Annotated in this window: 14 protein-coding genes; 6 read left to right on the forward strand and 8 right to left on the reverse strand. The window is 37.1% G+C overall.

Annotation, left to right across the window (positions count from 1 at the left end):
- Positions 1-26: 26 nt before the first annotated feature.
- Positions 27-725 carry a cytochrome c biogenesis CcdA family protein gene (locus KNP96_RS12455; RefSeq protein WP_285801456.1) on the reverse strand — a complete coding sequence of 233 codons (699 nt, stop codon included), beginning with the start codon at positions 723-725 and terminating at the stop codon, positions 27-29.
- Positions 726-957: 232 nt separating this feature from the next.
- Between KNP96_RS12455 and KNP96_RS12460 the strand changes: the two genes are divergently transcribed.
- Positions 958-1,677: a peptidoglycan DD-metalloendopeptidase family protein gene (locus tag KNP96_RS12460; protein WP_214770879.1), complete on the forward strand. Its 720-nt coding sequence runs from the start codon at positions 958-960 to the stop codon at positions 1,675-1,677.
- A 52-nt stretch (positions 1,678-1,729) separates the two neighbouring features.
- On the opposite strand, the gene KNP96_RS12465 is transcribed toward KNP96_RS12460, so the two are convergent.
- Positions 1,730-3,100, reverse strand: coding sequence for a copper amine oxidase (locus KNP96_RS12465; protein ID WP_214770881.1), 1,371 nt, complete (start codon positions 3,098-3,100; stop codon positions 1,730-1,732).
- Between the two features lie 572 nt (positions 3,101-3,672).
- On the opposite strand from KNP96_RS12465, the gene KNP96_RS12470 reads away from it, so the two are divergent.
- Positions 3,673-4,296: a recombinase family protein gene (locus tag KNP96_RS12470; protein ID WP_214725455.1), complete on the forward strand. Its 624-nt coding sequence runs from the start codon at positions 3,673-3,675 to the stop codon at positions 4,294-4,296.
- 262 nt (positions 4,297-4,558) lie between these two features.
- Here the strand turns inward: KNP96_RS12470 and KNP96_RS12475 are convergent, their stop codons facing one another.
- The 4 genes from KNP96_RS12475 to KNP96_RS12490 form a co-directional block, all read right to left on the reverse strand.
- Positions 4,559-5,311, reverse strand: coding sequence for an adenylate/guanylate cyclase domain-containing protein (locus KNP96_RS12475; protein ID WP_214770883.1), 753 nt, complete (start codon positions 5,309-5,311; stop codon positions 4,559-4,561).
- Positions 5,312-5,890, reverse strand: coding sequence for a Pycsar system effector family protein (locus KNP96_RS12480; RefSeq protein WP_251135789.1), 579 nt, complete (start codon positions 5,888-5,890; stop codon positions 5,312-5,314).
- 135 nt (positions 5,891-6,025) lie between these two features.
- The gene (locus KNP96_RS12485) at positions 6,026-6,316 is read right to left on the reverse strand and encodes a type II toxin-antitoxin system RelE family toxin (RefSeq protein WP_214770887.1); all 291 of its coding nucleotides are present in this window, start codon (positions 6,314-6,316) and stop codon (positions 6,026-6,028) included.
- 3 nt (positions 6,317-6,319) lie between these two features.
- Positions 6,320-6,640: a hypothetical protein gene (locus KNP96_RS12490; protein ID WP_214770888.1), complete on the reverse strand. Its 321-nt coding sequence runs from the start codon at positions 6,638-6,640 to the stop codon at positions 6,320-6,322.
- 288 nt (positions 6,641-6,928) lie between these two features.
- Between KNP96_RS12490 and KNP96_RS12495 the strand changes: the two genes are divergently transcribed.
- Positions 6,929-7,471 (forward strand): hypothetical protein, encoded by a 543-nt coding sequence (locus KNP96_RS12495; RefSeq protein WP_214770891.1) that lies wholly within the window; start codon positions 6,929-6,931, stop codon positions 7,469-7,471.
- Positions 7,472-7,544: 73 nt separating this feature from the next.
- On the forward strand, positions 7,545-8,696 hold the full coding sequence (locus tag KNP96_RS12500) for a hypothetical protein (protein WP_214770893.1): 1,152 nt from the start codon (positions 7,545-7,547) through the stop codon (positions 8,694-8,696).
- Positions 8,697-8,908: 212 nt separating this feature from the next.
- Here KNP96_RS12500 and KNP96_RS12505 read toward each other — a convergent pair whose 3' ends face one another.
- A complete protein-coding gene (locus tag KNP96_RS12505; protein ID WP_214770895.1) occupies positions 8,909-9,061 on the reverse strand; it encodes a hypothetical protein in 153 nt (50 codons plus the stop codon).
- A gap of 20 nt (positions 9,062-9,081) precedes the next feature.
- Positions 9,082-9,519, reverse strand: a complete 438-nt coding sequence (locus tag KNP96_RS12510; RefSeq protein ID WP_353048360.1) for a Fic family protein — start codon at positions 9,517-9,519, stop codon at positions 9,082-9,084.
- Positions 9,520-9,802: 283 nt separating this feature from the next.
- Between KNP96_RS12510 and KNP96_RS12515 the strand changes: the two genes are divergently transcribed.
- Positions 9,803-10,567, forward strand: coding sequence for a hypothetical protein (locus KNP96_RS12515; RefSeq protein ID WP_214770899.1), 765 nt, complete (start codon positions 9,803-9,805; stop codon positions 10,565-10,567).
- Between the two features lie 742 nt (positions 10,568-11,309).
- The gene (locus KNP96_RS12520) at positions 11,310-12,743 is read left to right on the forward strand and encodes a hypothetical protein (protein WP_214770901.1); all 1,434 of its coding nucleotides are present in this window, start codon (positions 11,310-11,312) and stop codon (positions 12,741-12,743) included.
- Positions 12,744-13,251 lie beyond the last annotated feature (508 nt).

The following is a 13,251-nucleotide window of genomic DNA, read 5'->3' on the forward strand; positions in this document are numbered from 1 at the left end:
CTCCTCTTGAAATAGAAAATAGAGCGTCAGAACCCTCTAAACCCTGTAAAGTCAATCAATATTGTAGTTAGTTTCGTTAGACCATCGAAATACAATATGATACCTAATAAAATCATAAACCCGCCACCTATTTTTGTAACCTTTGAAGAATACTTCATTAAACATCTTGATTTCCCGACCAAAAACGACATTAAGAAAAATGGAATGGAGAAACCTAGAACATAAAAGAGCATATATAAAAATCCATTACCAGGATTTGTGGCAATCAAAGCAATAACTCCAGCGAGAATTGGTCCTGTACAAGGAGTCCATCCAGCAGCTGATCCGACTCCGACCAAAAATGTTCCGATATAGCCACGCTTTCTTTTTCCTAAGTTCAATCTTCGCTCTTTAAGTAAAAATGTTGGAGTCCATAGACCAGTTAGAATAACACCAAATATGAATAAAATAAGTGCACCGCTCATCCGTAAAACATCTTTATACACTATAAAAAAATCAGCCAAGTATGACGTTGAAAAACCCATAACTAAAAATACGCTCGAAAATCCAAGTAGGAAAACTAATGTATGGGGAACTCCATTCCAGTTCCACTTTTCATTTTCTTTTAACTCTCTAACTGAAACCCCTGTAATGTAAGATAAAAAAACGGGATATAAAGCCAGACAACATGGCGAAATGAAAGATAAAAACCCTGCCCCAAAAGCTAACAAAAAAGATAATTCCATCAAATTCCTCCTACACACAAAAAATAAATCTATTTTTTGGAATATTTATAAAAAAGAAATGTGTTTAATTTTTATCATAAAATCCGTTTGTGAAAAAACTATGCATTTTTTGATTAAATCTCTTGTCAATTTTTGAAATGAATTTGATATACTTTTTTGTAATATAGTGATGCTATACTCCTTTTAACAAATCGTTCGTCACTGTATCTTTATCTTTAAAGGAGTACAACTAATGAAAAACAAGGTAATACTTATCGCTTCTAGTGTTTTACTCACAACAACTTTTTCGATGCATAGTCCAAAAGTCGAAGCAAGTAGTGCATATAACGTAAAAGTGAAGACAGACGATCTTCGTGTTCGGACTGGTCCTTCTCTCAATCACAAAATTGTCGGCATCACTAACACTGGGCAGACCTTTTCTTATTTAGGAAAAAAAGGAACTTGGACAAAAGTACTTTATAAAGGAAACACACGGTATATCTATAGTTCTTACCTAAAAAAATATAAGAGCCACGTTGCCAAAAAAACATCATATAATAACTCTCTTTTTGCTTCTCCTACAGAAGGTCGGCTGACCCAAGGATACGGAAACTCTAATGGTGCTTACGGTTATACATTCCATAATGGCGTTGATCTAGCTGCAGCAAAAGGCACACCCGTCTACGCTTCTGCCAGTGGAAAAGTCACTACATCTAAAAACAGCGGTGCATACGGTAAACACGTTATGATTTCACATAGTCTACAGAATCAAAAATACGTAACCGTTTATGCTCATATGAACAGCCTTTCGGTAAAAAGTGGTCAGACAGTCTCTAAAGGTATGAAGATTGGAACAGTTGGGAATACAGGAAACTCGTTCGGAAATCATTTGCACTTTGAGATTCATAAAAACAGTTATAAATACAGCAGTTATTCTGCAGCGAATAGTGTCAACCCAATGAACTATTTGTAACCTAAAAAAAAGAAAAGATGATGTCCTCGGACATCATCTTTTCTTTTTACGTTCATTGCTGAGGACGACGACGGAGTGCGAAGAATCCGAGGATTGACGCAGCGGCGATTCCGAGTAATGACCAGAGGATGCCGGCTGAAGATTGTGTTTCAGCTGCTCCACCAAGACCCGTATTCGGCATACCGGCTGGTGCGCCTTTGAATTTATCCGGGAACTGATCAACGATTGCGGTTGCTGTTCCTTCACCGACACCGTACATATGACCGTAGGCTTCACGGATCGCCGGGTACGTTTTGTCGTAATCTTTTTCATTGTAGCTGTTGAACGCCAGTAACAGTTGATCGACGTGGACCTTGAGTCCTTCTTCCAAGTCTTTCGACTTCAGGCGACCTTCCGTTGCGGCATCGAGGAACGCGGCTTGTTCGACGCGGTACTCATCCAGTTCCTGAACGGCCATGTCGCGTGCTTCCTCGTCTTTCGCGCCTGTTGCTTTGACATAATTGACGAAGTAGCCGATGTGGCTCGACCAGATCTTCTTGAACTCTTGTGCGGCTTCGCTACCGTAGACAGAACCGATCGAAGCGGACAGATCGTCTGTATTTTCGTTCAAGGCACCGGCCGCTGCGTCAAAGTCCTTCGCACCGTCGATTCCTTTTTGCATCGTCAGAATCGCAAGCGCTGCGTGTTCTGAGAAGTTTCGGTTCAGTCCGGCACGGAGATCCGCTGCCGGTGTATCGACTTTCGTATTTTTGAATTTATCTGGGTATTGATCGACGATGGCGCCGGACAATCCTTCACCCACCATATACATATGCTCGATGGCGATACGCAGATTGCTGTATGTGGCATCATAGTCGCCCGCGACATAACTATCAAACGAAGTCAGCAATTGCGTGATATGGACTTTCAATCCACCTTCTAAATCAGCCGCTTTCAGACGCCCCTCTGTTGCCTTGTCGAGGAAGGCTGCTTGTTCGACGCGGTATTCGTCGAGTTCTTTTAAGGCTTTTTGTTTGGCGTCTTCATCCTTGGCACCCGTCGCTTTGACATAATCAACGAAGTAACCGATGTGGCTCGACCAGATTTCCTTGAACGCTTCGCCCGCTTCATCCCCATAAACAGATCCGACCGCGGCCGAAAGATCATCTGTATTTTGATTCAAGGCACCTGCTGCTTGTTCGAAATCTTCTTTTCCGTCAATTCCTTTTTGCATCGTGACGACTGCTAAATATGCGTGTTCAGATAAAAGCTGATCAAGCGTCGCTCGCAAATCCGACGCTGGCGACGAAACATCGAGGGAGACCTTACCCGAACTGTGGGACATCTTGCTATGATCTTCATGACCATGGGCACTGACGCCTGCTGCTGGAATCAATAATGCGGCACTGAGTGGAACGGCGAGATACGACTTTTTCATCTTCATCTTGTAAACACCCCTTTGATTTTTTGGACTACACAGAGATAACGTAAGCAGTTCACAAATAGTTTTACTTTTTTTGATTTTTTGTACTAATTTTCAATAAAAGATAGTTTTAATTTTTATAATAAAAATTATTTACCTTTTCACTTCCAACATTTTATTTCTTTTAATATTTTAATTAAGAAAACTTATAAAGTTATAAAATTAAAAATGAAAATAATTTTATTAAACGTATCATTTTGCTCTTTAACTTTTTGTGAAAAATTCGATTCTTCCTTCCACGCATGACCGACTGCAAAACCCACATTACGATTAAAGCCTGTTATGAGAATGCTCATCATTCATTTTCTCCCTTACATAATTTCTGTAGCATATGTTTTTATCCCCGTCTGCATGATCTTATCCAACGTTCGTAAAAGTACACTTTTACGGACACACGAAAAATAACTTCTGACATACCAAAATAACGTCCGAAAAAGTATTAAATCACTTTACGGACGTTCGCCTATTTGCATATACTTTTACGAACGTATTTCAGGTATAATGAGTGAAGAAAATCGTTTTCGAGGTGAATTATGGAAAATCGTAAATTTGGATACATACGAGTCAGCAGTAAAGATCAAAATGAAGGTCGACAACTAGAGGCCATGAAAAAAATTGGCATCAACGAACGAGACATTTATCTCGATAAACAGAGTGGTAAAAATTTTGAGCGAGCAAATTATCAGTTACTCAAACGGATCATCCGAAAAGGCGATGTATTGTGCATTCATTCACTCGATCGATTCGGTCGCAACAAAGAAGAGATTCTTCAAGAGTGGAACGATCTAACTAAAAATATCGAAGCCGACATCATTGTATTAGATATGCCGTTACTCGATACTACTCAATATAAAGATAGTATGGGGACGTTCATTGCAGATTTAGTATTGCAGATCCTTTCTTGGATGGCTGAGGAGGAAAGACAACGTATTCGTAAACGACAACGGGAAGGCATCGACTTAGCCTTACAGAATGGTGTTCAGTTCGGAAGACCAAAGGTTTTAGTGTCAGACGAGTTCAGAGAAGTGTATTGGAAATGGAAACGCAAAGAAATAACGGCCGTCAAAGCCATGCAAGAAGCCGGAGTCAAAAAGACAAGCTTTTATAAATTAGTAACAATCCTTGAAAAAGAAGAAAAAGATACTGTACACATTTAGTGATAATTTCTTGAAGATCCTCTTTGGTTGAAACCAAGAGGGTCTTTTAGTTTTCATACACGCAATAATCTTATATTAAACGACCGTTTTATATAAAGTATTGAAATGAAAAAACATAATTTAATTTAGTATCTTCATTTTTGAAATTTATAATGTTCGCATAATATAACAATTAAAATAAAGGAGTCATGTAAAGTGGAATGAGTATACTTCTTCCATTCCGCTTTACATGACTCAAAAAAACATTCTTATAGCAAATGTGTTATTCTTTCATCCCATCTTCAATCCATTTGTTAAAGCCAGTTTTAATTATATTCCCATGCCAATACTCACCATATTTTTCATCATTACCTTTTGTCCACCAGTCCTCGGCTTTTGAGTTCACTTTTTTTTGTAAATCGATATAATACGAATAAAAAACAGACGACATAACAATGGGACCAATTCCATTTTTGTTACCTAAATCAGAAAGTTTAGCAGCAGTTGCAACCGATTTTCCAATCCAGACTAAATTATTAATCCCAGAATGTTTTCTTCCTGCTTTAACAGTTAATGTTTTTCCTTCAGCTAAACCTATTCCAGCTTTGATAGAAGGGAGTCCTTTTTCCTCTAGCAGTTTATTCAGCATTTTCATGTAGGTATTAATATGAAAAGCTCTGTCGGCTACATCGTAGGTATCTTTTTTAAACGGTGCTGAATACACAGCATACACGCAGTCACCTCTGATACCAATTTCTTTTAGGTCTTCACCAGTACCCTTCTTTAAAATTTCGATGATTTCGGAAGTGAAACCCCGTATCACTTTTGCTATTGAGACATCATCCTCGCCACTAAACAATGATGTAGAATCTCTTAAATCCACAAAGATAGCTACTGCCCAAGCTTTATAGCCATTCGTGTAAGTGAAATCTTCATCTTTAGGAAATTTATCAACTTCGTTTACAGCATCCGTATTATCTAATATTTCTTCGACTTTCTTTTTTCTTTCCTTATAATCATAATCTGTAAAGTTCAATTAACCCATGCCTCCTAATTTCAACAATATTATCCCAACTGTGTATAATATGAGTACTCCTGAAATACCAATAAAGATAGACCTGATTCCCCTCCTGTAGAATGAATACTTCGCAGAACATATACGTGCGTTGATATAGATTTGGGTAAGTAGATCCTCGATTTCTTCTTCAGGAGTCTCGCTTATCATTTTCTCTTTAAACTCTAGAAATTTTTTATCATCTATTGATTCAAAATAGTAAAGTGAATCCAATCGAGTGTCTTGTTGGTATATCAAGACTTCTTTTTTCATCATCGGCACTAGAACTCTTACCAAGCAGTAAGCACCGTGAATAAATCCTCCCCAGGAGATAACAAAAAGAGTTAAATACAAAAAATTAGAAAAGTTAATGTTTCTTATTGTTTGAGTTAGAATTTGATTCAACATATTAATCGAATGTTCGGCAGTAAATATGCTTAGAAAAATACCTGCCCCAGCAATGACAATTGATGCTTTTGTGTCACAACTTTTAATCCAATCTAAGTGCCTATCTAAGCGTTGTATTAAGTCTTCCTTTTTTAATTTCTTTTTATCTTCCAAGTGAATTCCCTCATTCATTTATTTGTTATTTTTCAAACTTTCTATGTAACTTAGGCTAAGGCATCTTTTTAAACGTTTAAAAGGATCAGCATATTGATACTTTAAAAGTAACTATACCTGATCCTCCTCAATAACTTAATACAGACGCTTTTCAGCAATTTTGTAAATTTCATCTTTATCTCTTTTACCGATAGCAACAATCTGAATGATTTGAAGTTTATCTTCTACTTTTCTAAAGACAACACGTAACCCCATCTTCCTGTTTTTTAACTTATTGCAATGAGACAGGTTCCCATTAAGTGGTTGTCCTGCCTCCATTCCTTTAGAAATAATTCTATCTAATGCCTTATCCACGAATATCTTTTGACTACCGTCAAGATCATCGTAGTCTTCCTTTGAATACTGCGTCCACTCAAGCTGATACAATCATCATTCCCACCCATCCATTTCATCAATAGTCGATGGGTGATTAACTCGTACTCCACGAACTTCTGAATCAGAATATGTGCGGACATTTTTATTAGATAGTCGCATCTCAACTGTCAAATCATCTAATCGGCTGTACAATTCTTCAATTTCTTTATTTAGTGACTCGTATTGCTGTTGGGTAAGCATGACACCAGCAACTTTTTCACGGTTAAAGACGTAGACACCAGCTGCTTCACGATCAGCTCTTTGGAATGCTTCCATAGGCGACCGTTTGACATCAGAAATTGAAGTGGTTGGAATATCGAGTGTTCTCATTCCCATAATCAATCCCTCCCTTTATTTATTCCATCATACACCTTTTAAAAGACTTTTAAAAGTCTTCTAAAAGGTGTATCGAGTTTTATTACCTACCGTATTGTTTAATTTAATTTCATCTAATAAAAAGAGCAGGAAATTTAATAAAGAATAATCATTACTGTAGCAGAAACAATAACGTTTCGTTTTCAAAACCATCATTTTATATAAAAACATATAGTTCTTACCTTTAGAGAAACTTAATACATTAAAGTTCGTAGATTAGTTCATAAAAGTTGAAAGGAAGAAATTCATATGAAAGTATCAGCTATCATCGCATTCGTTTTTTCTTTACCTCCACTGATTGTTTATGGAATGTCTCTTGTATCAAAAAGCCATTTTGAAAGTGTTTTTTTAACCGACGATCAGCTTTTAAAAAAACGCTTTCTAAGTATAGGAGAATTAGCTTTTTACTTAACCTACCTATTAATCTTTCCTTATATCCTATGGAAGCTTTTTAAATCTGAAAACATAAATATGACTAACACTATCCTCATGTCCATAGGTATCTTTTTTATTGCTTGGCTCCTTTCGATGTTATATGGAAGAATAATAACTAATATTTTTATTAAAAATAAAACTATGCTGAAAGTGTCTATAGAAAACCTTGGAGAAGTGTATGTTATCAAGATGTTTGACCCTCACACCTGTATTTGTTCAAAAGATCCTCATGTTAATTTAAATAAATCTAATGATCCAATATATTTTGTAAGAATCGAAGATCTTATTAAATTACCTATTACAAAAGAAGTAGTCGTACTTCCATCTCGAAGTATTTACCAAAAGTTATTTAATTGATTTACTACATCATAATCATCCGTGGGAGTTCAGAGGCTATTTGGTATGATTAAAGGAAAAATAGAGGTGAGACATGAATAAAATTTTTGCGACTATCAGTATAACAGCCTCGATTATGGTTCTAGTAGTTACACTTGTTATTGGATCAATAGCAACCCTTTTTGAAAAAGCGAGCGACATCGCGACGTTGATATTTGTCGCCGGTGGCATGATTGTGAGCATTATCAATGCCATGACAGCTTTAGAAGCGAGAGGTGACTCTAAACAATCGGCAAAAGCAGCAAAAGATTCCGCGAAAGCAGCAAAGGATTCTGTTTCAGTTGCAGAATCGACGCTTCAGATTGCAGAGAAAGAAGCAAGGGCAAACGCCTTACGCTATCGGGTTGAGAATGGATCGTTCTTGTCGCTCCAGAAGAAAGAGATACATGTTCCGCTGCATCCACCATTGTCTGAAAAAGTTAAATGGATAGATTCGAATGATCTGAACGAAAAAAATGACATAGCATCAATTCGTCTGGAAAATAAAAGACTTGGTACGGCGACGAGTGTCGGGTATTGGTATACTCTCGTAAATCATGTTGAATTTGATAATTTTAAGTTCGAGACCAATGATGTCGAAGAACGAGAAGCTTTGAGCGATCGTTTTCGTCTGTCTATTCACAAAGGATTTCCGAAGTATGCTCTCTATTCAAAGATATATAAAATGGATGAAGGGCAAAGAGCATTTATCTCAATAAAAGTTAGCGATGATGTGGGAAGCTTTGAAGAAGTCCAGAATCAAAGAAATACAAGAGTGCGAGACCGAGCTGTCAGTCCTGCAGATTTAAATACTCTTGGTTACTTAGATCAGAAAGACGTTGCATGGTTCAAGTTGCCAACGTATTTCCAACTACTCAGTCATCAATTTTTTTTAGAGCGTGCGATACTGAAACAAGAGAATTGGAAAACACCAAGCCCAAAGCTGTTGGTCACAGTTTATTACACAGAAGAGGTATCTGAACATATGAACCAGTTCGCGGAATCGAGGCGCATGAAGGAGTTCATGGTTACTTGTTCGTCAAATATCTCGGTTATTCCCGAATCATTAGACAGTCCTCACGAACGGACCGGATACGTGTTAGCTTGTCATTTCGACATTGAAACACTTCATGATTCTCCGCGGCAAAGTCTTGAAGACAGAACTGAAGGGGCTGAAGCTACTACAGAAAAGGTGACGGAGAGATGATTTCGTCTTTTTAGCTGGAGTTATCTTTTTACACTCATACAACCATGTTTTATGCTCCAGCATAAAACATGGTATACATTTTAAACACTGATATTCCCATACTGTGCGATTCTATAAAACAATACATAAGTCCTCATAAGATTTTTTTTATAAAAATAGAACCAAGTCATTCACTTCTTAAGAAGCTTTGACTCAGTCCTTTAACATTTTCTTTATTTTTTAGTTTCATCCTTTTGCTTAGACTGCTTTTTTAATTCTTCATATGCGTTAATTAGTTTTTCAAGATCTTTTTTAATAACTGTAATAGTTACATTCCAATCTGCACTATTATCAAGATCTTCTTTCAATCGCTTGATTTCATCCATACTAACTCCTCCTTTTTTGTTCACCTTTCTAAATCGTGGTTGTTTTTAGTTACATTTGTTGAAGTGATACTTTTACTATTTATATTTGGTTGCTCAGACTTACCTTTAAAGTGCTTGGTTTCAATTACCTCTTCGAATACTTTTTTTAGAGGTCTTCCAGTTCCATTAACTGACTCAATCGTTACCTCGAGTAATTTCTTAGAGTCTACCTTTTCCAACTGGAGAGAGTAACCCAACTTATCTGCTACTTTTTCAATAAATATTTTCTGTGTACGTCCGTTCCCTTCCCGGAACGGATGGATCATATTAAGTTCACCATAATAATAAGCTAAATTTTCACTTACGTTATTAGATGTAATGTACTTCGAGGTAATGTCACTATTTAACTTTGTAACTAAATCTTCTAGTGCAGCTGGTACGTACAGAGCATTGGCAAACATCGTTTTTCCTTTAACGATGTTAACCGTTCTTTACTCACTAGCCAATCATGTATAATGCTTTTGATTTTGACCTACGCTCCTTGGCAGTTTTTATTTCGATTCCGTACAGCTTAAGTCCATTGCCCTGATTAAAGCTATCAACTATTTTTGATCATTGAATACTTGTGTTTTATTCATACTAGCACTAGGGCATTGCAAGCTATTTTCCAGATGAGAAGTATAAATTTCTAATCTATTTTTCTTTGTAAATATGTACAATAAAAATACAAGATGCATAATAATTTTTTAAGGAGCTGAATTCATGAACATCCGAAAAGTGTTCTTACTCATCGTGATTGCTATCGTTTATCTGTTACTCTTTACTCTCACCTTTTGGAGTCTAATTGGCTTATTCGTTTCCGCCCTTGGTCTGTATTTTTATTTCAAACCAAGACTTCGAAATCCAGTGAAGTATCCAGTCTTTGTCGTTTGGTTAGGCGTGTTTATTGCTTTTGCGACTTCTATCTATATGGTGGATGGAATAAATGAATCTCAAAAAATTGAAGCAAGAACTTCTTCAAAAGAAATCAAGATGTTGGAATCATTAAAGAAAGAGTCTAAGGCGTTAGAGACGTCATTGAAAGACACACAACTTAAACTAAAAGAGCAACAACAAGAAACGAAAAAATTGAAAGATGAGTTAGCACGAGAAAAAGAGTTACGTCTACAAACGGTTGAAAGTTACCAGGAAGAAGCAGACAAACGTGCTGCTTTAGAGAGTGAACTCAAAGAAGAAGAAACGAAACGAATTGCTGCGGAAGAGAAGGTCGATGAACTCGAATCGTCTTTATCAAGTATCGAGATGATAGATGAAGATGAGAATATACCTGATGAGGAATACATGGATGAAGAAGAAACAGAAGTAGCAACTGATCTTGAATACGATCCATTTGGCGTAGATCGCGATTGTGGTGATTTTTCCAGCGCCCAAGCCGCTCAAGACTTTTATATAGCTGCCGGAGGTCCTACATATGATCCCCATGACTTAGACCGTGATAACGATGGAAATGCTTGTGATTGGAACTGACGTCTTTGTCATATCTCCCTCAAGTGTCTTGAATTTCATACTTGCATCTTTTTTTCTGATTCAACTTTATTTTATGTAAACACTTCAAAAATGATTTGATAGTAATACACGCTGAATAAAGCCGTAGATGATACCAATCATACGGTCTCCATTGAAGATGTCTGGGATCAAATCTCGACTAGTCGATCTCTATTAAGTGTTTCACCTTACTCATTCTAAAAAAGTGTGCGCCGGCGCACACTTTTTTTCTTATAAGACCTATGGTAAATCCTGAAAGTACACGAACCAAGTTCCTCGTGACCAATCGAAGGATCATTCTATACATCTTCCATCAACCAACTCTGTCATCAAACAATCAAATCATATCGTTACAAGGTGTTTCTCACAGTGCATGATTTCGTGTTTCACGTGACACTTCATCTTCTATTTTGTGTTTTACTAATTTATACTTATCGAGGCTCAAAATCCTCTCATCATATTTTATGGGCGTCGTGACGATGATCCCTAATCTATCTATTTCAGTCGATTCATGAAAATAAAAAATAACATGTTGATGATTGATGGCTTACTTTTTACGCGTAGATTTAAACTTCAAAAATCCCTCGTGATAGATTTATTTTTTATATTAAATATGGTATGTGAAATATAAAAAGTATGCGCCGGCGCACACTTTTTATCAAATCTCCTCACATTTAACAATACATGCTATGCTTGTTGTATTGAATTAAGGGGGCGATGCATCATGGACTCTACCTCGTCCGTCCAACATAGACAACTTGTTGTGTCTCAAGCAGCGAAGACCTTGTTAGAAAACGATGTTACAGAACAACTGATCTCAATCGATATCATTGATGTCGAAGCCTATGTAAATCAACTCTATGAAGAGTATTATGAGTTTCAGAATGAAGAAGATGTCTATACAAAGCTTCGTTATTACTCATTTAAAAAACTGAAACGCCGCTGGGTTCGTGCAGCTGTTAAAAACTATCTTGAGAATAAAGGGCCCATGAAAGAATTACGTGGCCTTCACAAGATGTATATTGAATACTGGGACATTGCGGGTAAGGAAGGATTTCAGCGAAAGTTCTCTGCTGATAGTGTTGAAAAATTAATGCAAGAACATGTACAGGAACTTGAAGAATGGGCCGAGAATAATAACTTACTTATTCATACCTATCCGCATTGGGGACAAAAAACGAAAAATCAACAAACGACGACAATGCGGACAGATATTTTAATGGTCATTGGAGAAGTTGCGAAGGAATTGCAACGATCGCAACCAAAGGCACATGTGGCTACTTCTACTTCAATTACTGTACCCTTTTTCGGAATCGCTGATCGTATGAAGAATTCGACAGAAAAATTTAGTCAGGGTGAAAGCATGTTGAGTGATTTATCCCTCGATCTACATGACTATTCCGCTGTTGTCCCTAAATATAAACAAGGTGTACCGACTAATTTATCTGTTCTTGTAAGTAACGAATTCATTGCCGAACTCGAGGGAAATGTTCCGGATCTTGACGCACGCGATTTTGAAGCCCTTAATGAGATTCTGTCTTATCGGGATGTCACCTTCCAAACCAGTCGGAAAATTGTTTTTCCGATTTCGAAACTTGTTAAAAAGATTTATGGAAACGATAGTGGTAAGAGCTACACTCTTACAACACAGCGTCTTGTAAAACTTGGTTATTATCGTGTTGCAGTAAGAAGTGAAGAAGGCGACCTTTCAATCTTTGGTCTCTTCTCTTCTGTCAAAATTAGCGGAGCTTCTTCTATTAAACGTGATACTCAAATCACTGTCACTGTTTCGGAAGAAGTCTATGATGATCTATTGAAACAACAGATCATTAGTATCTATGGGGAACAGATTGAGCGATTAAAGGGAACTTTTGCTTATCATTTATCCTTTGTTCTTCAAAAAGAACGGCTAAGTTCTTACCAACTGAATGAAGAAATGCCAGCAAAACGCCACTGGCGTCAGTTCACTCATTCTATCCGATTTAATAAAAGTCGGAAGGCGGAGAATTTGAAAGAGCTGGAACTAAACTTAGATCGCATTAAAGAACTTGATTTCATAATTCGAGACTGGCATCGATCTGGAGATTTCTACTTCTTGTACTTCCATCCGTTAGAACGCTGGGAACACCATGATCGGAGTAATGCACTTCTACTTTAAGTATGTGTTGATTGTATTTAAGAGTAAGTGTATTAAAAACAAATACACGAATAAACAAGAAGAGCGTACGAGATAAAAATCTCGTACGCTCTTCTTGTTGCTTATTTCTTAATGCCCACTTAAATATGCTAAAAACTTTTGTCAGGTTATTTTAAATGTAATCAGCGTGTAGACAAACTAGATGGAAGGTCACTTGAATGTGATTTCCCATCTTTTTTTTTGCTCTCTCTTTCCTTCCTAATCGTCTTCCTGTGGCAAACATCGCGCCGCTTCGCTTCACTGTAGGGTCGCTCCTGTTTGCTTTCCACTAGGAAGCGATTAGATCGGAAATCGAGGCTTTTTTAGATTTCTTTCATATTATAAAATAAAAGAAATATACCACGAAGGAGGGTTTCGCATGATGGGAAAACGAAATCAATACCATCGTTCTGAAAACATCACGGTCACACTCGAACAATTGGTTCCTGCGGACCACTTGGTCCGCAAGGTCGATCAGGTGATGGACTTT

This window comes from Exiguobacterium sp. s133 (genome assembly GCF_018618595.1).
Classification (GTDB): Bacteria; Bacillota; Bacilli; order Exiguobacteriales; family Exiguobacteriaceae; genus Exiguobacterium_A; species Exiguobacterium_A oxidotolerans.